Annotated in this window: 17 protein-coding genes and 4 tRNA genes; 3 read left to right on the top strand and 18 right to left on the bottom strand. The window is 51.8% G+C overall.

Going from position 1 to position 20,273, the window contains the following annotated elements; all coding sequences use genetic code 11:
• Positions 1–9: 9 nt before the first annotated feature.
• The 3 genes from WKR14_RS12130 to sodB all read right to left on the bottom strand — a co-directional run bounded on the left by WKR14_RS12130 (position 10) and on the right by sodB (position 4,115).
• Entirely contained in the window at positions 10–1,278 is a 1,269-nt protein-coding gene (locus tag WKR14_RS12130) for a YeaH/YhbH family protein (protein ID WP_101096629.1), read from the bottom strand.
• A gap of 51 nt (positions 1,279–1,329) precedes the next feature.
• The gene (locus WKR14_RS12125) at positions 1,330–3,264 is read right to left on the bottom strand and encodes a PrkA family serine protein kinase (protein WP_101055933.1); all 1,935 of its coding nucleotides are present in this window, start codon (positions 3,262–3,264) and stop codon (positions 1,330–1,332) included.
• A 266-nt stretch (positions 3,265–3,530) separates the two neighbouring features.
• Complete coding sequence (sodB, locus tag WKR14_RS12120) at positions 3,531–4,115, bottom strand: superoxide dismutase [Fe] (protein ID WP_025011619.1); 585 nt, start codon at positions 4,113–4,115, stop codon at positions 3,531–3,533.
• A 221-nt stretch (positions 4,116–4,336) separates the two neighbouring features.
• On the opposite strand from sodB, the gene WKR14_RS12115 reads away from it, so the two are divergent.
• Positions 4,337–4,672, top strand: coding sequence for a Grx4 family monothiol glutaredoxin (locus WKR14_RS12115; RefSeq protein ID WP_165565203.1), 336 nt, complete (start codon positions 4,337–4,339; stop codon positions 4,670–4,672).
• Positions 4,673–4,794: 122 nt separating this feature from the next.
• Here the strand turns inward: WKR14_RS12115 and gloA are convergent, their stop codons facing one another.
• The 13 genes from gloA to WKR14_RS12050 form a co-directional block, all read right to left on the bottom strand.
• Positions 4,795–5,205, bottom strand: coding sequence for a lactoylglutathione lyase (gloA, locus tag WKR14_RS12110; protein WP_039033974.1), 411 nt, complete (start codon positions 5,203–5,205; stop codon positions 4,795–4,797).
• A gap of 364 nt (positions 5,206–5,569) precedes the next feature.
• On the bottom strand, positions 5,570–6,211 hold the full coding sequence (gene nth / locus WKR14_RS12105) for an endonuclease III (protein ID WP_025011616.1): 642 nt from the start codon (positions 6,209–6,211) through the stop codon (positions 5,570–5,572).
• A 9-nt stretch (positions 6,212–6,220) separates the two neighbouring features.
• Positions 6,221–6,916 carry an electron transport complex subunit E gene (locus WKR14_RS12100; protein WP_101055936.1) on the bottom strand — a complete coding sequence of 232 codons (696 nt, stop codon included), beginning with the start codon at positions 6,914–6,916 and terminating at the stop codon, positions 6,221–6,223.
• On the bottom strand, positions 6,913–7,548 hold the full coding sequence (gene rsxG, locus WKR14_RS12095; protein WP_189577783.1) for an electron transport complex subunit RsxG: 636 nt from the start codon (positions 7,546–7,548) through the stop codon (positions 6,913–6,915). Before rsxG ends, WKR14_RS12100 begins: the two co-directional genes overlap by 4 nt.
• 18 nt (positions 7,549–7,566) lie before the next feature.
• Positions 7,567–8,619 (bottom strand): electron transport complex subunit RsxD, encoded by a 1,053-nt coding sequence (rsxD, locus tag WKR14_RS12090; protein WP_101055938.1) that lies wholly within the window; start codon positions 8,617–8,619, stop codon positions 7,567–7,569.
• 1 nt (position 8,620) lies between these two features.
• The gene (gene rsxC / locus WKR14_RS12085; RefSeq protein WP_339086280.1) at positions 8,621–11,332 is read right to left on the bottom strand and encodes an electron transport complex subunit RsxC; all 2,712 of its coding nucleotides are present in this window, start codon (positions 11,330–11,332) and stop codon (positions 8,621–8,623) included.
• Positions 11,326–11,895 carry an electron transport complex subunit RsxB gene (rsxB, locus tag WKR14_RS12080; RefSeq protein ID WP_165565201.1) on the bottom strand — a complete coding sequence of 190 codons (570 nt, stop codon included), beginning with the start codon at positions 11,893–11,895 and terminating at the stop codon, positions 11,326–11,328. Before rsxB ends, rsxC begins: the two co-directional genes overlap by 7 nt.
• A gap of 4 nt (positions 11,896–11,899) precedes the next feature.
• Positions 11,900–12,478, bottom strand: coding sequence for an electron transport complex subunit RsxA (gene rsxA, locus WKR14_RS12075; RefSeq protein WP_165565200.1), 579 nt, complete (start codon positions 12,476–12,478; stop codon positions 11,900–11,902).
• A gap of 115 nt (positions 12,479–12,593) precedes the next feature.
• Positions 12,594–14,498 carry a GGDEF domain-containing protein gene (locus tag WKR14_RS12070; RefSeq protein ID WP_339086277.1) on the bottom strand — a complete coding sequence of 635 codons (1,905 nt, stop codon included), beginning with the start codon at positions 14,496–14,498 and terminating at the stop codon, positions 12,594–12,596.
• A 105-nt stretch (positions 14,499–14,603) separates the two neighbouring features.
• A tRNA-Asn gene (locus tag WKR14_RS12065) sits at positions 14,604–14,679 on the bottom strand.
• 26 nt (positions 14,680–14,705) lie between these two features.
• A tRNA-Asn gene (locus tag WKR14_RS12060) sits at positions 14,706–14,781 on the bottom strand.
• A 21-nt stretch (positions 14,782–14,802) separates the two neighbouring features.
• Positions 14,803–14,878 (bottom strand) — tRNA-Asn (locus WKR14_RS12055).
• 52 nt (positions 14,879–14,930) lie between these two features.
• Positions 14,931–15,006, bottom strand: a tRNA-Asn gene (locus WKR14_RS12050).
• Between the two features lie 891 nt (positions 15,007–15,897).
• On the opposite strand from WKR14_RS12050, the gene uvrB reads away from it, so the two are divergent.
• A complete protein-coding gene (gene uvrB / locus WKR14_RS12045) occupies positions 15,898–17,910 on the top strand; it encodes an excinuclease ABC subunit UvrB (protein WP_100143550.1) in 2,013 nt (670 codons plus the stop codon).
• A gap of 146 nt (positions 17,911–18,056) precedes the next feature.
• On the opposite strand, the gene rrtA is transcribed toward uvrB, so the two are convergent.
• Together rrtA and queC are read right to left on the bottom strand one after the other, a co-directional pair.
• Positions 18,057–18,599, bottom strand: coding sequence for a rhombosortase (rrtA, locus tag WKR14_RS12040; RefSeq protein WP_226565468.1), 543 nt, complete (start codon positions 18,597–18,599; stop codon positions 18,057–18,059).
• Between the two features lie 29 nt (positions 18,600–18,628).
• Positions 18,629–19,375 carry a 7-cyano-7-deazaguanine synthase QueC gene (gene queC / locus WKR14_RS12035; protein ID WP_226565466.1) on the bottom strand — a complete coding sequence of 249 codons (747 nt, stop codon included), beginning with the start codon at positions 19,373–19,375 and terminating at the stop codon, positions 18,629–18,631.
• 180 nt (positions 19,376–19,555) lie between these two features.
• Between queC and queE the strand changes: the two genes are divergently transcribed.
• A complete protein-coding gene (gene queE / locus WKR14_RS12030) occupies positions 19,556–20,224 on the top strand; it encodes a 7-carboxy-7-deazaguanine synthase QueE (RefSeq protein WP_208137088.1) in 669 nt (222 codons plus the stop codon).
• Positions 20,225–20,273 lie beyond the last annotated feature (49 nt).

The following is a 20,273-nucleotide window of genomic DNA, read 5'->3' as shown; positions in this document are numbered from 1 at the left end:
CGCTTCCCCTTAAACCGCCTGCTTCTTGAACAACTCGCGGAAGACGGGATAGATATCCTCTGCCTGGCGAATATGTTGTACCGCCATATTGTCGAATTGTTTTTGCAGGGTTTCATATTCACGCCAGAGCGTCTGGTGCGCCCTGTTGGTGATTTCTATGTAACTGAAATAGCGTACTACGGGTAGCAGTTGTGTTTCGAGGATCTGATAACAGGTGGGCGAGTCATCTGCCCAGTTGTCGCCATCGGATGCCTGGGCGGCATAAATATTCCATTCATTGGCCGGATAGCGTTCCTGTTGAATTTCGTGCATCAGTTTCAGTGCACTGGAGACTATGGTACCGCCCGTCTCCTGAGAGTAGAAAAACTCATGTTCATCCACTTCTTTGGCCTGGGTATGATGACGGATATAAACGACCTCAAGATTTTTGTAAGTGCGGGTCAGAAACAAGTACAGCAATATATAGAAGCGTTTGGCCATATCCTTGGTGGCCTGATCCATGGAGCCGGAGACATCCATAAGACAGAACATCACCGCTTGACTGGTGGGCACTTCCCGTTTGGCAAAGTTGTTGTAGCGCAGATCGAAGGTATCGATAAAGGGCACCTTGGCGATGCGCTGTTTAAGCTCTTCAATCTCCTCTTTGAGTTGCAATATCCGCTCGGCACTGGCACCCGGGGTGTTCTCCAGCTCTGCCAGTTCGTTTTCCAGCTCCAGCAGTCGCCGCTTCTTGTCCGCGGACATAGCGGTGCGCCGCGCCAGAGAGGATCTCAAAGAGCGGACGATATTGATATTGGAGGGCACTCCATCATTGGTATAACCGGCTCGGTAAGTTTGGTATTCCACCAGTTTGTTCAGGCGGTTTTTCTGCAAGTTGGGCAACTCAAGATCTTCAAACAAGAGCTCGAGGTACTCATCTTTGGAGATTTGAAATACAAAGTCATCCTGACCCTCGCCTGAGTCCGAGGCATCGCCCTTGCCGCTGCCACCACCACCGCCGCCCTGAGGCCTGTCTATTTTGTCGCCGCGGGTAAACTGGTCGTTGCCCGGATGTACCCGCTCACGGACGCCGCCAGGGCCTTGATGGAATACGGGTTCGCTGATGTCCTTGGTGGGGATACTGATTTTTTCTCCCTTGTCGACATCTGTGACGCTACGGTGAGTGACAGCATCACTGACCGCTTTTTTAATTTGTTGTTTATAGCGGTTAATAAACCGCTGACGGTTAACCGTGCTCTTTCCTTTGGCATTCAACCGCCTGTCGATAAAGTTCGCCATACGCACCTCCCAAAGCAAATACCGGGGCCCGAAAGCCCCGAAAGGGCACAGCTATGAGGACTTACGTACCCGTAAGTACCACTCGGACAACAGGCGCACCTGTTTCTTGGTGTAGCCTTTCTCCATCATACGGTTGACGAAATCATCATGTTTGCGCTGATCGTCTGTGGAGGTCTTGGCGTTGAAAGATATGACCGGCAGGAGATCTTCCGTATTTGAGAACATCTTCTTCTCTATCACGGTTCTGAGTTTCTCATAGCTGGTCCATTGCGGGTTGTTGCCATCGTTATTGGCTCTGGCCCTGAGCACAAAGTTGACTATCTCATTGCGAAAGTCTTTGGGATTACTTATCCCGGCCGGCTTTTCAATTTTCTCCAATTCGGCGTTGAGTGCGGCTCGGTCAAACAGTTGGCCGGTTTCCGGATCTCTGTATTCCTGATCCTGGATCCAGAAATCGGCATAGGTGACATAGCGGTCGAAAATGTTCTGACCATATTCCGAGTAAGATTCCAGATAAGCGGTTTGGATCTCTTTGCCGATAAACTCAACATATTTAGGGATCAGATAGCCCTTCAGAAACTCCATATACCTTTCTGCGGTATCGGAAGGGAACTGCTCTTGCTCTATCTGCCGCTCCAGCACATAGAAGAGGTGCACTGGGTTGGCGGCAATTTCGGAATGATCGAAGTTAAAGACCTTGGAGAGGATCTTGAACGCGAAGCGAGTTGATAGTCCATGCATCCCCTCATCGACCCCGGCATAGTCACGATATTCCTGGTAAGACTTGGCTTTGGGATCGGTATCCTTGAGGCTTTCACCGTCATAGACCCGCATCTTGGAGTAGACGGAGGAGTTCTCCGGGGTCTTGATCCTTGAGAGCACGCTGAATTGAGCCAAGGTCTCCAGTGTGCCTGGGGCACAGGGGGCCTTGGTCAGTTCTGAATTGGCGATAAGCTTGCGGTAAATCTGCATCTCTTCCGACACGCGCAGGCAGTAGGGCACCTTAACGATATAAACACGGTCGAGAAAGGCTTCATTGTTTTTATTATTTTTAAAGCTGCTCCATTCAGACTCGTTGGAGTGAGCCAGAATAATGCCGTTAAAGGGCAGGGCCGATAAACCTTCGGTGCCGTTATAGTTGCCTTCCTGAGTGGCGGTCAGCAGTGGGTGCAGCACCTTGATCGGCGCCTTGAACATCTCCACAAACTCCATTAAACCCTGGTTGGCACGGCACAGTGCTCCTGAATAGGAGTAGGCATCGGCATCATTCTGGGCAAAGTGCTCCAGCTGACGAATGTCGACTTTGCCCACTAGAGAAGAGATGTCCTGATTGTTGTCATCTCCGGGTTCAGTCTTGGCGATGGCAATTTGATCCAGCACTGAAGGGAATACCTTAACGACCCGGAAGCGGGAGATATCGCCGCCAAAATCATGCAAGCGCTTGACCGCCCAGGGCGACATGATACTGCGCAGGTAACGGGTCGGGATCTGGTACTCTTCCTGCAGTAACTTGCCATCTTCCTCGGCATCAAACAGGCAGAAAGGGTGGTCGTTGACCGGACTTCTGACCCCATCGGCGCTGAGAATATAGATGGGTACTTGCTGCATTAAGGCTTTGAGTTTTTCGGCCAGCGACGATTTACCGCCACCGACAGGTCCCAGCAGATAGAGGATCTGCTTGGATTCTTCCAGCCCCTGGGCCGAATGTTTAAGGTAAGAGACTATCTGCTCTATGGCATCTTCCATGCCGTAGAAGTCTTTAAACGCGGGATAGCGAGAGATTAAGCGGTTGGAAAATATCCGGCTCAGAACCTGATTCTTGGAAGTGTCGACCACTTCCGGCTCGCCGATGGCGATAAGCAGTCTTTCTGCAGCCGAAGCGTAGGCGCTGCGATCTTGCTTACAGATATCGAGAAACTCCTGTAATGTGTATTCTTCATCGAGTTTCTTCTCATAGCGCTGTTGGTAGTGCTCAAATATGCCCATTTTAAACCCCCTGAAACGCCAAATATGTCTGGGAAGGGAACTGTCTTTAGCAGTTGCCTACCATTAATCTTAGACACTAATTCATGCTTCATGTCAAAAAACATAAATAAAAACAAAGGCAAATAGTTGCAAAAGCAATAGTTGCACTTGTGGCGTGAAGGGGAGTTATGAGCTGACGGCGGTTGGATTTGCCGGTGAGGAAGTGTCTGTGAACTATAAAAAAGGAGCCATCAGGCTCCTTTTCAGTAACTCAGTTTTGATGAGAATTAACCGGCGAAGTTTTGGTTAACAAAATCCCAGTTCAGCAACTGCCAGAAGTGCGCCATGTAGTCAGGGCGAACGTTACGGTAGTCGATGTAGTAAGCGTGTTCCCAAACGTCAACGGTCAGCAGTGGGGTCACTGAAGCATCTGTCAGTGGAGTGGCCGCGTTGCTGGTGTTAACGATAGCGACAGTGCCATCAGCTTTTTTAACCAGCCAGGTCCAGCCGCTACCAAAGTTGTTGACTGCGGACTCAGTGAACTGAGTCTTGAAGGCTTCAAAAGAACCGAAAGCAGCATTGATGGCTTCTGCTACAGCGCCAGTGGCTTCACCGCCGCCGTTAGGCGCCAGACAATTCCAGTAAAAAGTGTGGTTCCAAACCTGAGCTGCGTTGTTGAAAATACCGCCGCTGGAGGTTTTTACAATTTCTTCCAGGGTCTTGCCGGCGAATTCAGTGCCTTCGATCAGACCGTTCAGCTTAACCACATAAGTGTTGTGGTGCTTACCGTAGTGGTATTCGATGGTTTCCTGAGAAATGTGGGGTTCCAGTGCGTTCTTGGCATATGGTAATGCGGGTAATTCGAAAGCCATTAGTATCTCTCCATGGACTTGGTTTATCATTTTCAGACTTGCTCACTGCCACCTATTGTACCGATAAAATTTGTGAAGTGAATCATTGTTTGAGTGATTGAGCAGATTGACATCATTGGAAAATCAAATAACTAAATAACCTTACAAATAGTGTGATTTTGTTCTGCGTTTCTCTCGCGTACAATAGCGAATCAAATATAGTGTCGTACTCAGGAACGTAAATGGAAACTGTTGAAAAAATTAAGCAGCAAATCGCTGAAAACCCCATCATCCTTTACATGAAAGGTTCGCCCAAATTACCTAGCTGCGGTTTTTCCTCTCAGGTGGCGCAGATCATGATCAATATCGGCGAGCAGTTCGCGTTTGTTGATATTCTGCAGCATCCTGATATCCGTGCTGAACTGCCCAAGTATGCCAATTGGCCAACTTTCCCTCAGTTGTGGGTTGAAGGTGAGCTGATCGGCGGTTGCGATATCCTGACCGAGATGTACCAAAAAGGGGAGCTACAGACCTTGATCAAGGACACTGCAGCCAAGTACAAGCAGGATGAAGCCTGAGATTAATCTCAGCGCTTTATAAGTGCATTAATGCAAGAGGCCGGAGATGTTCCGGCCTTTTCTTTGTTACATTGAATTCACCTGCCACCTGCCTTGCCGATGGCTTCTTTGCATTTGTGTTGTTAGCCCAAGCCGTTTTCAGCCGAACTCATTTGAATAAGCTCGATTTTGTAACCGTCAGGATCTTCCACAAAGGCAATTTCAGTGCTGCCGCCGGCAACAGGGCCTGGGGCACGGATAACCTTGCCACCGGCGGCGCTGATGGCTTCACAGCGAGCATAGATATCTTCTTCACCTATGGCGATATGACCAAAGGCATTACCCATATCGTATTGCTCTGTGCCCCAGTTGTAGGTCAGTTCGATGACAGCCTGACCACTTGACTCTTCGCCATAACCGACGAAGGCCAGAGTGTATTTATATTCAGGGTTTTCAGACTGACGCAGCAGCTTCATCCCCATGATTTCAGTATAGAAATGGATGCTGCGTTCAAGGTTTCCCACTCTAAGCATGGTATGCAGAACTTGTGACATTACTACCTCTTTTGGTTCTATAGCGGAAACTGAATGAGTTTCCGTAGCGTGGATAATCAAGCTATATTCAGCGAACTGAGAATCTCTCCCAAATGGATTGGCTCCGACCGCTGCGAACTTGATAGCCAGTTCACAAATCCATGAAATAAACATGGTATTTGTGTCTGCTTCATTAATAATGGTGTCAACCCTATCTTAGCTGGATGCAGGAGACAAGCATGACTACAGAATTGAAAATGGCTATTGGATCTACCTTGGTAATTGCAATCGTTTTCGCCGCTATGATTGTACAGATGTTCTGATTGGCGTTGAGCAAGAATACGTAAGACAATGCCGCCTTCGGGGCGGCATTGTCGTTTCCGGCTCAGTCTTCCGGGTAGATTTTTTCTTTGAATTCACACAGATCTTCAATCAGACAACTGCCGCAGCGGGGCTTTCTGGCAATGCAGGTATAGCGCCCGTGAAGAATAAGCCAGTGGTGGACGTCAACCTTGAACTCGGCCGGCACCACTTTGAGCAGTTTATCTTCTACTTCCTGAACATTTTTCCCCGGCGCAAAACGGGTGCGGTTGCTGACCCGGAAAATATGAGTATCTACGGCTATGGTTGGCCAACCAAAGGCGGTGTTGAGCACCACATTGGCCGTCTTGCGACCAACCCCGGGCAGTGACTCCAGCGCCTCGCGGTTTTCAGGGACTTCACCGTTGTACTTCTCTACAAGGATCTTGGACAGCGCCACCACATTGATGGCCTTATTGTTATAAAGCCCTATGGTCTTGATATACTCCTTCAGCCCTTCAACCCCGAGGTCTGCGATAGCCTGGGGGGTATTGGCCACAGGAAACAGCTTATCAGTGGCCTTGTTGACACTGACATCGGTTGCTTGCGCCGAAAGCGTCACCGCAACCAGTAATTCAAAAGGGCTGGAATAATTCAGCTCTGTCTGGGGATGAGGATTGTTGTCCCGCAGGCGTTCGAGTATCGCCCGTCTCTTGTCTTTGTTCACTCAATGACCTCAGTTGACTTTGGTGATCCTGGCGCGCTCCACTGGCGCGGTTTGCATTTTAGGTTGGCGCTCAGCGAGTTTCTTGTCGATGGCGTTTTTCAGGGCAATCAGCAGCCCCATACCCAAAAAGGCTCCGGGCGGCAACATCGCCAGCAGGAACGGGGTATCGACTTGCCAAACTTCAATACGCAAGCTCGCAGCCCAAGGCCCGAGAAGCAGATCGGCGCCGTCAAATAGGGTGCCTTGCCCCAGTATTTCCCTGCCGCCACCGAGCACCATCAATACCAAGGTAAAGCCAATACCCATCATCAAGCCGTCAAAGGCGGCATCCATAGGTGAATTACGCGAGGCAAAGGCTTCGGCGCGACCAATGATGACGCAGTTTGTTACGATCAGCGGCAGGAAAATACCGAGAGACAGATAGAGGCCGTAGGCGTAGGCGTTGACCAGCAACTGCACTGCGGTTACCAGTGCGGCAATGATCATCACAAACACGGGGATGCGGATCTCTTTGGGTACAAAGTTGCGCACCAGGGATACTGTAGTGTTGGAACCAATTAACACTACTGCGGTAGCGAGCCCAAGCCCCAGGGCGTTGGTAAAAGTAGAGGTCACCGCCAACAGGGGACAGAGCCCCAACATCTGCACCAGTCCGGGGTTATTTTTCCACAAGCCTTGCCAGGCGATATCGCGATATAAACTCATTGGCTTGCCTCACATGTCTGTGATTGCGAAAAGAGGGTCTGCTTATTGGCTTCAAAGAAGGCCAGGGTGTTTCTTATCGACTTGACGTAGGCTCTGGGGGTAATGGTCGCCCCGGTAAACTGGTCGATTTCACCGCCGTCTTTTTTCACATACCAGGCCTTGTCATCACGGCCTTGAAGCTTTTTGCCGATAAAGCTGTCCACCCAATCAGATTTCTTGCGTTCAATCTTGTCACCTAGCCCAGGGGTTTCCTGATGCGACAGAGTGCGAACCCCAAGCACTGTGCCGTCAGTCTTGATACCTATGATCAAGCGTATTTCACCATTGTAGCCATCCGGCGCTATGGTTTCGATGGCAATGGCGACCGGCTCGGCATTTTGGGTGGCGATATAAGCCGGCATGGGCTGAGTCGTACCCAGAGCATCTTTGTCCTGCAATAGAACACAGCTTTCCTCGAGCGGGTTGTCGTGCAGTTCATTGGGAATGATCTGCTCCAGGGTGCGTTTAAGCTCCAACTTTTGCTGCGCCAGGATCGCATCCCGGGTACTGTCATTGACAACCGCCACCACAGCTGTGCATATCAGGGCAAACAGGCCTAAAAGCAGGCCATTTTTCAACATGGATTTTTGCACTGTCTATCTCTCTTGCTATCAATGTCCGGCGCGATGGCCATAGGCTCGGGGTTTGACATAGTAGTCGATCAAAGGGGCGCACAGGTTGGCCAGTAGCACCGCAAAAGCGAAGGCGTCAGGGTAACCCCCAAAGCTTCTGATAAGGTAAACCACCAGGCCGATAAGGGCGCCGAAGATCAATCTGCCTCGGTTACTGGCGGGCGCGGTTACAGGATCCGTGGCAATAAAGAAAGCTGCCAGCATGGTAGCGCCACTGAACAGATGAATAAGTGGGCTGACATGGGTATCTGGCCCAAGCGCATAGGCAAAGCCGCTGCAGATAAACAGTGACGCCAACACGCCAACACTGATATGCCAGCGGATAAGTTTCATCTTCAATAGCGCCAGGCCGCCGCACAGGTAGGCCAGGTTGACCCAAAACCAGCCACTGTTGATAGTGCCGGCAAAAATCGGTTTTTGCAGGCTCTCGGTGGTGGTCATTCCCATAGAGAGATCCGTCTTCAGCGTATCGAGCGGTGTCGCCATGGTGACGCCATCGACACCGAGCTGGAAGTACTCGGCAACGCTGCCTTGGCTGGCGCCGAAAATCACTTGCAAACTGGTGAGAAAATCAGGGGAATGCTGGGCAACAGTCGCCGGTGCGACCCAACTGGTCATCTGTACCGGGAAGGCCACCAATAGCAGCACATAGGCTGCCATGGCCGGGTTGAACAGGTTATTCCCCAAACCGCCGTAAAGCTGTTTGACCATGATGATGGCAAAACTTGTACCTATCACCACCATCCACCAAGGGGCGAGCGGCGGTATGGCAATACCGATAAGAACCGCTGTCAGAGCCGCGCTGTTATCCGACAAAGTCGAAAGTACCTTGCGTTTGCGCAATTTGAGGATGGCGGCCTCTGAAATCAAAGCGACCATCACGGCCAGCAGTACCTGAATAAGGCTGCCCCAACCAAAAAATACACACTGGGCTACCAGGCCGGGCAGGGCGCAGAGCAGCACCCTTTGCATCACAGTGCTGGTTTGCAGCGGCCGGCTGACATGGGGGGAGGAGGCTATTTTAAACGCCATATCAATCTTTCTCCTGTGCGCTGAGCGCCTTCTCTTTGGCCTTTTGTTTGGCTTTGGCTACTGCCCTGGCAATACGCGCCTGTTTACTGTCATTAGGCGGGGTACTCTCAGCGGACGTGGGCTCGGTAGCGGTTGTCGACTTGCTTGGAGGCCGACTTTCAGCCGAAACAGGCGTATTTGCTGCGCCGTTGTCCTGCGGTTGTTCACTTGCCGCCGCGGCCTTCTTGGCCTTGGCTTTGGCAACCGCCGCCGCGATACGGGCCTGCTTGCTGTCATCGCCTGCGGCTTGTTTTGCTGCTTGGCTTGCGACTTGGTTTACTTCGGCACCTTGCGCTGCTCCCCCTTCGACATCCGTTGCTGGAGCTGACTTAGACGCAGCGGCTTTCTTGGCCTTGGCTTTGGCAACTGCCGCCGCAATACGAGCCTGTTTGCTGTCATCGCCTGCGGCTTGTTTTGTTGCTTGGCTTGAACTTTGGTTTACTTCGGCGGTTTGCGCTGATCCCACGCCATTATCATAGGTCGCAGGTGATTCCACTGGTTCAGCCGCCGCAGCTTTCTTGGCCTTGGCTCTGGCAACCGCGGCTGCGATACGGGCCTGCTTGCTGTCATCACTTGTGGCTTGTTTTTCTCCTTGGCTTGCGACTTGGTTTTCGGCACCTTGTGCTGATCCTCCGTCGACATCTGCTGCTGGAGTTGACTCAGATGCCGCCGCGGCTTTCTTGGCCTTGGCTTTGGCAACCGCGGCTGCGATACGGGCCTGTTTGCTGTCGTTGCTTACGGCTTGGCTTGCTTCGTTGGCTTGCGTTTGTTCCCCACCATTATCATCGGCTGTCGCTTGAGTGGCTATGGCCTGTGCATCTTGAGTTTTGCCAGTGTCAGTCTCAGTCTGCCCTGAGGCTGCGGCAGCTTTTTTTGCCTTGGCACGGGCGATAGCGGCTGCAATCTGAGCTTTCTTGTCCGAGCCGGATGTTGTGCCTTCAGCTGCATTATCTGTAGTCGCATCAACAACTTCTTTAGTAGGAACTGTGCCTTGTGCAGCGGCTTTTTTGGCCTTGGCACGGGCAATCGCTGCGGCGACATCGCTCTTTCTTTTGTCTGCCTTTGGCTGGATAACTGCCGAGTCGGCGGTGTCGGCCGCTTTTTCTATTGGGCTTGTGGTGGCCGCCACAGAAGCTTCAGCAGCTTTTTTCGCCTTGATCCTGGCCATAGCCTCGGCAACGGCATCTTTCTCACCACTGCCCATGGCGGCGCGGCGCTTGTCGGCTGCTGCCTTGGCTTTGGCTTCCCGGGCCAGTTTTTCTGCCTCTAGCCGCTTGAGCCTGGCATCGAATCTCTGCTTGGCCTGCTCGGCCAGCTGTTTTTCCTCGTGACTGTGTTTGATGGCCGCCTTGGCAATGCGGTAATACTCCACCAGAGGAATATCCGATGGGCAAACATAGCTGCAGCAGCCACATTCGATGCAGTCTCTGAGGTTGTAGGCGCTGGCCTTGTCATACTCTTCTGCCTTACTGTGCCAGTAGAGTTGCTGAGGCAATAGAGAAGCCGGGCACACCTGAGCGCATTCACCGCAACGAATGCAGGCCTTTTCTTCGGCCGGAGGGCTGATTTCACTGGCCGATGGCACCAAGACACAGTTACTGCCCTTGAGTAGGGGCACTTTGATAAGGGGCAGGGTGTAGCCCATCATGGGGCCGCCTATAATGACGGTATCCTGACCGCTGGCGGTAAAACCGCTTTGCTCCAGTATATGGGCTATGGGCGTGCCCAGTGGCACCCAGTAATTACCCGGCTTTGGAATATTGCCGCCGGTCACTGTGACGACCCGCTCTATGAGAGGCTTACCCAGGCAAACGGCTTCGCGAATGGCAAAGGCGGTGCCTACGTTGTGCACTACTATTCCAAGTTGCGCCGGAATGGCGCCGGAAGGCACTTCTTGTCCGGTAATGATCTGGATCAGTTGCTTTTCGCCGCCGGAAGGGTATTTGGTCGGGATCACAGTGATCCTGATACTTCCCTTCGGCAGGTGGCAGCTATCCAGTGCCTGCTGCATCGCCTGTATGGCTTCGGGCTTGTTATCCTCGATGGCGATAATTACCCGTTTGGGATTTAGCAGTCCGTGAACAATTTCAATGCCATCCAGAATTTCCCTGGCGTGTTCGCGCATCAATCTGTCATCGGCGCTGATATAAGGCTCGCATTCCACGCCGTTGATCAACAGCAGTTCAATTTCACTGGCGGGGTTGAGTTTGATGTGAGCCGGAAACATGGCGCCGCCCAATCCGGCTATCCCGGCCTGCCGAATGCGGCCTAGGATCTGCTCGCGGCTCAATGCTGCGATATCTTGCTGATCAAAATCTATGGCTTGATCCTGGCCATCGGCTTCCAGCACACAGGTCAATACCGGCAGGGCAGAAGGGTGGTTGCTGGGTCTTTGCTCTATGGCGCGAATGATGCCTGAGGTGGGGGCATGCACCGCCAGATACATGGCGCTCAGTCCGCGGGTCAGCGCCTGGCCCTTGAGCACTCTGTCGCCGACTTTGACTTCGAGCACGGCGCTGTCACCAACCTGAGGTACGGGCAATAAGAATTCGCTGGCAAGCGGCAGACGCCCAATAGGGCTGCTGTTGGAGAGGTGTTTCATCTGCGGCGGATGAATTCCACCGGTCAGGCGCCACTGAGTTCCTTTATCTAACTGTTCGAGTAATGTCAGCACGGCTTGTCCTCTTCCACCAACTTCACTGGAATTGCGTTAAGCTGCCAGTCCCAAGTTTTCAGATCCTGTTTCACCGGGATCATATCGATACAATCCACAGGGCAGGGTTCAACACATAGATCGCAGCCGGTGCAGTTGCTGGTCAGGACAGTGTGCATCAGCTTGCCGGTGCCTATGATGGCGTCTACCGGACAGGCCTGAATGCACTTGGTACAGCCGATACACTCCTCTTCGCGAATATAGGCGACCTTTTTAATCTGGGTTTCGACACTGGCATCGAGAGGCTCGGGTTCGACCCCCATAAGATCGGCCAGTTTCTCCATAGTGGCGGTACCACCCGGCGGACAGCGGTTGATCTTTTCGCCGTTGGCTATCGCCTCGGCATAGGGGCGGCAACCAGGGTAGCCGCATTGACCACACTGGGTTTGTGGCAACAGGGCTTCGACCTGGTCCACTATCGGATTGCCCTGAACTTTAAACTTCTCGGCGGCGAAGCCGAGTAAAACGCCGAATACCAGCGCCAGCAGAGACAATAAAATGACTGCAATTAGCATGGAAGACATAACTCTATTTGACTAAACCGGTAAAGCCCATGAAGGCCAGCGACATCAGGCCGGCGGTGATCATGGCGATGGCGCTGCCTTTGAAAGGTGCGGGCACATCAGCCGCCGCCAAACGTTCGCGCATTGCCGAAAACAGGATAAGCACCAATGAAAAGCCGGCGGCAGCGCCGAATCCATAGACAGCACTCTGCATAAAATCGTGGTTTTCATTGATATTCAGCAGGGCTACGCCCAACACGGCACAGTTGGTGGTGATAAGTGGCAGATAGATACCCAGCGCCCTATGCAGAGTCGCACTGGTTTTCTGCACCACCATTTCGGTGAACTGTACCACTACCGCGATAACCAGAATAAAGCTCATGGTGCGCAGGTAGCCGAGCTCGAAGGGCAGCAGCAGATACTGGTTAACCAGGTAGCTGAGAATGGCGGCCAATGTCATGACAAAGGTAGTTGCCATGGACATGCCTATGGCTGATTCCAGCTTGCTGGATACCCCCATAAATGGGCAAAGCCCAAGGAATTTCACTAATACAAAATTGTTGACCAGCACAGTGCCAATCAACAACAGGAGATACTCACTCATCTCATTACAGGTGTTGTGACTTCTTGGCGGTTATTATCAGTGTTTCAGTGGTCATAAACAACATATAGAAAGCAGGGTTTACCTTCTTTGCGCCCTTATTGGGTCATAAACGGCATTAATTTCTGTTCATTTCGGCGAGGTCCAGCTGTTGGGGCCTGGCAATGTAGAAGCCTTGCATACCATCAACCAACAGTTTTTCGACGACCATTTTCTCTTCCTGGCGCTCTATGCCGCAGGCTATCACCTTGACACCACTGCGGCGGGCTACATCGACCAGCATGCGGACAAAGAACTGGTTATTGGTATCTTCATCTATTGCCTGGGTATAGCTGGGATCCAGTTTGATATAGTCGGGGCGCACCTCACGGAAGAATTTGAATGAGGTAAAACTCATGCCGAAGCGTTCTACCGATACCCGGCAACCGACGCTATGCATGGCGCGAACAAACTTGTGACTGGCGGCCAGGTTACCTTGCATGCCTGCTTCGTTGATTTCGAACACCAGTCTTGAGGCTAATCTCGGATGTTTGGACAGTAGATCTTTGGCCCAGGCAATAAATCTTTCTTTGGAGGCTGAGCCCGGGCTCAGATTGACGCCGATATTACCGCTGAGGTTTGGCAGGCTCTGCAGTAGTTTCAAGGCGCTGAGTAGCACCAGTTTATCCAGTTCCTGACTCATGCCGTGACGTTCGGCCATGGCGATCACCGTGGCTGTCGGTAGAAACTTGCCTTCACTGTTGTAAAAGCGTGCCAGCAGCTCTCGATAACCATCTACCTCGCTGCGACAGGGCTGAATGGGCTGTTGGTAAAACTTGAGTGCCCGGCGCTTCAGCAAGTCTTCAATGGCCAGTTTCCAGCGGTTATCGCCGAGTGTTTCATTCAGCAAATTTTTATCCTGGAATTGCACTGCATTCGGGCCCAAGGTCTGCGCCACGTTGGCGGCGGTATCGGCCATGGCAAGAGTGCTCATGGGATCTTTGTCGCTGCTGTAGGTCACTATGCCGCTATGGGCGATGGAGTCGGTTTGCAGCTCTGCTTGATACTCTTCCAGTTCACGTTTCAGCTGGGTGGCAAAGGTTTGCGCGTCTTTCAGCACTATTGAGGGGATAAAGATGGCAAAGTCAGTACTGGCAATGCGAAAGCTTTCGCTGTTTTTGTAACCTTGGAGTGCCCGGCGAATACAAACTGCGACACGGGCAAGATAGTCATCGCCGCCCTGACGGCCGCGCAGTTGATTGATATGGCCAAGCTCGGTGGCTTTTACCAGGATTAACACTCCAATTTGTGATTTGCCGGAAAGAGACAGTTGCTGCAGTTTTTCGGTGAAGTGTTGGCGGGTGCCTAAGCCGGTTATCGGATCTTCGTAGGCGAGTTTTTTCAGCGATAGGTTTTCTGACTCAAGTTTCTCAAACCGCTGCTTTATCAGCTGCCGACTTTGTTCCAATGCTTGCCCCAAGGGCCTGAGCTCACCCCGAAAGCGGCTCTGCGCCAGGGCATCGAACTCACCTTGGGACATTTTTGTCAGATACTCGGCGGCATAGGTAAGGGCGCTTTTGTGGCGCTTCATCATCAAGGCAAAGATTAACGCCAATACCAAATAAAGGGGCAATAAGCGTAATCCCTCAAGCCAGAGGGTATGGATCCTTTGCTCTCGAAGAGGGCTGAGGTCCGGCTTAAGTAACACGCGCCCGGAAGCGAAGCGGTATTGGGATTCTAGTTGCAATGGCAGTAGATAATACTGCCAGTTCATCTCCGGCAGGAAATGTCCTCGAGTGAGGTTATTCTGACCATCGGCGTCATCTGTATATTGGAAAAACTGCAATGACACTCTGTCTTGTAGTTGCCGGTGAAAGATAGCGGCATCATCTGCGCCCTGGGCCTGGACTTGCGCTTGTTGTAATCGCTGTAACAGGACATCGGCTTGTTGCTGCAAAACCTGCCGCTCCTGTTGCAACAAGACCAAGCCGGTCGCCAGAAAGCTCAATAACAGTAACAGTTGAAAAAAGCGCGAAATGCCCATCTTTTCCAGAATTCAGACTAGGTTAAAGGGATGTCAGAATTGTATACGTATTTGTTATAAATACAAAACGCAGGAAGAGATAAGATAAGATAAGATAAGATAAGATGGCTCCCCTGACTGGATTCGAACCAGTGACATACGGATTAACAGTCCGCCGTTCTACCGACTGAACTACAGGGGAACAGATTTCGCTGGTTAATCTTGAAGTGGCTCCCCCGACTGGATTCGAACCAGTGACATACGGATTAACAGTCCGCCGTTCTACCGACTGAACTACAGGGGAACAGATTTCAACTAACTAAATTGGCTCCCCTGACTGGATTCGAACCAGTGACATACGGATTAACAGTCCGCCGTTCTACCGACTGAACTACAGGGGAATTATGTATTTAGCTAGGATTAACCTATTGTTTTCAGGTGACTTGCGTAAATTGGCTCCCCTGACTGGATTCGAACCAGTGACATACGGATTAACAGTCCGCCGTTCTACCGACTGAACTACAGGGGAATCGTAATTTCTTGCTTGTCTCGCTGAGAACGGAGCGCATAGTAAATCGCTCTGTGGGTGGAGTCAACTCGCAGCCCCAAAAAAAGTGTCATTAAGCTGTTAATTGCTTATCTAATGCTCACAGTGGTGGATAAAACTGCTTTGTGGGAATTTTTTGCTTAAAAAATAACGGCTAAACACTGATATTTCGTGTCATTTCAATCAAAGCTGATTTCATTGGAAGGCCAAAGTGCGTGTATTTCGGCGGCTTTTGTCTGTCCACTGGGCTGAAATCTTACAAGGGAGATGTTTTTGCTCAAGTTACCCGGCGTCTAACTCGTCATGAGAGGCGCGTAAAAAAGGTGCGATTCAGCTGCTTTGAGTTCATTTGGGTGCATCTTAGCTTGTAAGGTGAGTGCCACACTTTCATATGTTCTTTTATTACAAAACACCCATCAAGATGCGTTGGCTTGCACTGCTTGCCGCAATCCCCCATGGTTACAGGGTTAGACTGACTTATCCACTAAATCTGTGGATAAACCTGTGAGCTTCCCGACTTTATGGGCTGCAAACCCTTGTGGCATCTGCATTGAACTTAAATTGGTCAGTTTGAATGGTTAAAAAATAAATTCAATAAAAACAATTGGATGTGAAAGTCAAGCCGCTTTGGTTTGCTTGGTGTTTTTTGTAACAAAGCTGTAAGGAAGTATCTGCCGATCCTTGTGCATTAAATCTACCTGTTTGACTTATTTGGGTGGAATTCCCGCCTTCGACCGCCACATCTGTCGTCTTGTTGCTGAGTTTCAGCACAAGCTGCTACTGACATCATGTTGGCAGGAGTCTTGTGGCTTTTGGCTTGGCCTTATCTGGCTCAATGGGTAAAATAAACGGCTTAACCGAAGGAGCATTAAAGTGTCAGCTACGCCGTTTCGCTTGGAGTCTCAGTATTCCCCAGCAGGAGATCAGCCCACCGCCATTGCCAAATTGATTGATGGACTGGAATCCGGGCTCGCTAATCAGACTTTGCTGGGGGTAACCGGTTCAGGAAAAACTTTCACTATTGCCAATGTGATTGCCAATCAGGGGCGGCCAACTATCATTATGGCGCCCAACAAGACGTTGGCGGCGCAACTCTACGGCGAGATGAAAGAGTTTTTCCCCCATAATGCGGTGGAATACTTTGTTTCCTACTATGACTACTACCAACCGGAAGCCTATGTCCCTTCGACCAACACCTTTATTGAGAAGGACGCTTCGGTCAACGCTCATATTGAGCAGATGCGACTCTCTGCCACCAAGGCCTTGCTGGAGCGGCGTGATGTGGTGTTGGTGGCCTCGGTCTCAGCCATCTATGGTCTTGGCGATCCCGACTCTTACATGAAGATGCTGCTGCACCTGCGCCAGGGCGACATCATTGGCCAGCGGGATATACTGCAGCGGCTCAGTGAGTTGCAATACAGCCGCAACGATATTGAACTGCAGCGCGGTACCTTCAGGGTGCGCGGTGAGGTAATAGATATCTTCCCGGCCGAATCGGACCGAGATGCCATTCGGGTCGAGCTATTCGATGATGAGATAGAGCAGCTGTCGCTGTTTGATCCATTGACCGGCCAGGTACGTAAACGCATTGCCCGGGCCACGGTTTACCCCAAGACTCACTACGTGACCCCGAGAGAAAAAATATTGGCGGCCACAGAGCAGATAAAGGCCGAGCTCAGGGAGCGCCGTCAGCAGTTGCTGGATGCCAATAAGCTGATTGAGGCACAAAGGATCAGCGAGCGGGTGCAGTACGATGTGGAGATGATGACAGAGTTGGGTTATTGCTCCGGTATCGAAAACTACTCCCGTTATCTCTCCGGGCGTGCACCGGGAGAAGGGCCGCCGACTTTGCTGGATTATCTGCCGCCGGATGGTCTGCTGATCATCGACGAGTCCCATGTAACAGTGCCGCAGATAGGTGCCATGTACAAGGGTGACCGTTCGAGGAAAACCACCCTGGTGGAGTACGGTTTCCGCCTGCCATCGGCACTGGATAACAGACCGCTCAAGTTTGAAGAGTTCGAGTCCTTGATGCCGCAGACGATTTATGTGTCGGCCACACCGGGCAGTTATGAACTTGAACGCAGCGGCGGCGATGTGGCCGAGCAAGTGGTCAGGCCCACGGGTTTGTTGGATCCCGAGCTGGAAGTGCGGCCGGTGGCGATTCAGGTGGATGATCTGCTCTCTGAGGCCAACAAGCGCATTGCCGTCAATGAACGTGTGTTGGTGACTACGCTGACCAAGCGGATGGCGGAAGATCTCACCGAATATCTCGATGAACACGGCGTTAAGGTGCGTTACTTGCACTCGGACGTGGATACCGTGGAGCGGGTAGAGATCATTCGCGATTTACGTAAGGGTGTCTTCGACGTGCTGGTCGGCATCAACTTGCTCAGGGAAGGGCTGGACATGCCGGAAGTGTCTCTGGTGTGCATACTCGACGCCGATAAAGAGGGTTTCCTGCGCTCCGAGCGCTCGCTTATCCAGACCATAGGCCGCGCAGCTCGTAACATTAACGGCAAGGTGATCCTTTACGCCGATAAGGTGACCCCTTCAATGGCCAAGGCCATGGATGAAACCAATCGTCGCCGCGAGAAGCAGCACGCTTTCAACCTGGCCAATGGCATAGTGCCCAAGGGCTTAGTGAAGAAGATAACAGATGTCATGGATGTGGGAGATTCCCCCTCATCGGCAGCGCCGCAGCCGGGTGCCCGCAAGGTGGCGGAGCGCAAGTCGGCTTATCAGGTGGACGCCGCCAATTTGGCGCATGAAATCGACAGGCTGGAAAAACAGATGCACCAGCATGCCAGGGATCTGGAGTTTGAGCAGGCTGCTGCACTGCGTGATGAAGTGGCAAGGCTCAGAGAGGAGCTTATCAAGGCCTAAATGTTCGCACCTTCCCTAAAATTGACCCATTGACAAAGAACCCGGCAAAAGCCGGGTTCTTTATGCTGTTCATCTGTCAACGACTTTAAAGAGCTTGATTTAAAAGCCTAATTTAAAAAAACCTATTTAAATGCTTAGGCTTGGTATCAAAGTTTCGGCGCTTTATAAGCACTCAGTCGCCACAAGCCAAACAGTGCGATACCGCCAATCAGGCCAACAAGATGCGCTTCAACCGCGACTCTGGCGCCAATCAGGGCGCTGACTTCAGCGGCCGCCCCTTGCCATTGCTCCCAGGCGACCTTGGCGATAACGCCAGCAAGCAGCAGGTAACCTGAGTTTCGACCACTGCGAATATCGGCCAGGGCGCCGAAGGCGAACAAGCCGTGCAGTATGCCACTTAGCCCCACATAACCCATAAGCTGCGGGTAGCAAAGATAAAGCCCTACACCTTCAAGCAGACACAGGGCCAGGGTCAATATCAATACGCCCAGGGCGTTATAGTGTTCCTTGTGCAGATAAAGGATCACCCAAAACCCGGCGAGGTTCATCAGCAGATGCCAGAAGTTGGTGTGCAGCAGATTGCCGCTGACAAGCCGCCACAGCTCACCTTGTTCTATAGCGCTGCGGCGAAATGCCAACAGCTCAGTGAGCGGCAGAGAATACAGCAGCAGCGCCAGGGCTGTTAACACAACACCTGAAAAATAAGCGGAGCTCGGCTTCACGCTGTCTTGGCCGCCAGTATTGCCTGGATGCTATCCGGGCTCGCCAGATACTCATCCAATCCTTTTTGACGCAATAAACAGGCGGGGCAGGTGCCACAGCCTTTGCCAAGAATGCCGTTATAGCAGGTAAGGGTTTCATCCCTTACCAGTGGCAGTTGCTGGTATTTATCTGCCAGTGCCCAGGTTTCGGCCTTGTTGAGCCACATGAGTGGCGTAACCAAACGCAGCTGTCTGTCCATGCCTTGTACCAGCGCAGACTCCATCGCCTTGATAAAGTCATTACGGCAGTCTGGGTAGCCGGAGAAGTCGGTCTCGCAGACACCTGTGATCACGGCATCGGCGCCTATCTGATAGGCGTAGATCCCCGCCAGGGTCAGAAACAGAATATTGCGTCCGGGAACAAAAGTATTGGGCAGACCATTGTCCATCAAGTCGTTTGATACCGGAATATTGTCGCGGGTCAGGGCCGAGATGGCTAACTCATTGAGTAGAGTAACATCCAGCACCTTGTGACTGGCGGCGCCGAGTTTTTGCGCCAGTTGTTTGGCAACTTCAATCTCCTGGCTGTGGCGCTGGCCATAGTCGAAGGTGATGGCATGTACTTCATCATACTGGGCTAAGGCCTGAATAAGGCAGGTGGTGGAGTCCTGACCGCCGCTGAAAACGACTATCGCCTTGGAAATCGTTGGCTTAGTGCTTTGGGTTGGCTCTGTGGTTTGCGATGGGTTTGATTCTGATGACATAAGTGATTGATTGGATGAAGACATAAGCGTCTATTCAAAGGGATGACTCAATCGTCACAGTTTACCCTAATTTGGCCGGCTGTCAGCGCTGGCTTGGTAAAAAACGGAAAATTCGCTCATCCTTGCGCTTGGGGCTAAATTCCTCTATAAATGCCGCCCCGGCAAATATGAGGAACCCCGATGTACTACCCCGTCAACGAAGTCTTTGAAACCCTGCAGGGGGAAGGTGTGTTTACCGGCGTTCCGGCTATTTTTGTGCGTTTGCAGGGTTGCCCTGTGGGGTGTCCCTGGTGTGATACTCGCCAGACCTGGGACAAGCTTGAGCATAATCAGGTGAAACCTGCCGATGTGATCCGCACCGATGGCAGTATCGGTCGCTGGGCAGAGCATGATGCCAAGTCGTTACTGGAGGCGTTCAAACAGCAGGGATTCAATGCCAGGCATATAGTGATCACAGGGGGTGAGCCTTGTCTCTATTCACTCACTGAAATGACAGAAGCATTTAATGCCGCAGGCTTTCGCACTCAAATTGAAACCAGTGGCACCTTTGAGGTGAATTGCAGCGCAGATACCTGGGTCACAGTCTCGCCCAAGGTCGGTATGAAGGGTGGGATGCCGGTACTGCGTCAGGCGCTGGAGCGGGCAAATGAGATTAAGCATCCGGTGGCGACCGAGGCTCATATTGAGGAGCTGGATCAACTGCTGCAGGGATTGGATCTCAAAGACAAGACTATCTGCCTGCAGCCCATCAGCCAGAAGAGCCGGGCGACGGCGCTGGCGATGAAAGTCTGTATCGAACGCAACTGGCGTTTGTCTATCCAGACTCACAAGTATCTGGATATCGATTAATCCGTAGTGGTAATCGACAAAAAGCCGCATTGATGCGGCTTTTTGTTAT

This window comes from Shewanella chilikensis, assembly GCF_037953065.1.
GTDB lineage: Bacteria > Pseudomonadota > Gammaproteobacteria > Enterobacterales > Shewanellaceae > Shewanella > Shewanella chilikensis.
The sequence above is the reverse complement of the archived record's forward strand: the minus strand, read 5'-3'. Positions and strand labels throughout refer to the sequence as shown.

Bases quoted from the DNA above. Each gene is read 5' to 3' on its own strand.
- queE (WP_208137088.1), top strand. From the start codon at position 19,556: ATGTACTACCCCGTCAACGAAGTCTTTGAAACCCTGCAGGGGGAAGGT.
- WKR14_RS12070 (WP_339086277.1), bottom strand. From the start codon at position 14,498: ATGGGCATTTCGCGCTTTTTTCAACTGTTACTGTTATTGAGCTTTCTG.
- rsxD (WP_101055938.1), bottom strand. From the start codon at position 8,619: ATGGCGTTTAAAATAGCCTCCTCCCCCCATGTCAGCCGGCCGCTGCAA.
- rsxB (WP_165565201.1), bottom strand. From the start codon at position 11,895: ATGTCTTCCATGCTAATTGCAGTCATTTTATTGTCTCTGCTGGCGCTG.
- queC (WP_226565466.1), bottom strand. From the start codon at position 19,375: ATGTCATCAGAATCAAACCCATCGCAAACCACAGAGCCAACCCAAAGC.
- WKR14_RS12115 (WP_165565203.1), top strand. From the start codon at position 4,337: ATGGAAACTGTTGAAAAAATTAAGCAGCAAATCGCTGAAAACCCCATC.
- rsxA (WP_165565200.1), bottom strand. From the start codon at position 12,478: ATGAGTGAGTATCTCCTGTTGTTGATTGGCACTGTGCTGGTCAACAAT.
- WKR14_RS12125 (WP_101055933.1), bottom strand. From the start codon at position 3,264: ATGGGCATATTTGAGCACTACCAACAGCGCTATGAGAAGAAACTCGAT.
- WKR14_RS12130 (WP_101096629.1), bottom strand. From the start codon at position 1,278: ATGGCGAACTTTATCGACAGGCGGTTGAATGCCAAAGGAAAGAGCACG.
- gloA (WP_039033974.1), bottom strand. From the start codon at position 5,205: ATGTCACAAGTTCTGCATACCATGCTTAGAGTGGGAAACCTTGAACGC.
- sodB (WP_025011619.1), bottom strand. From the start codon at position 4,115: ATGGCTTTCGAATTACCCGCATTACCATATGCCAAGAACGCACTGGAA.
- WKR14_RS12100 (WP_101055936.1), bottom strand. From the start codon at position 6,916: ATGAGTTTATATCGCGATATCGCCTGGCAAGGCTTGTGGAAAAATAAC.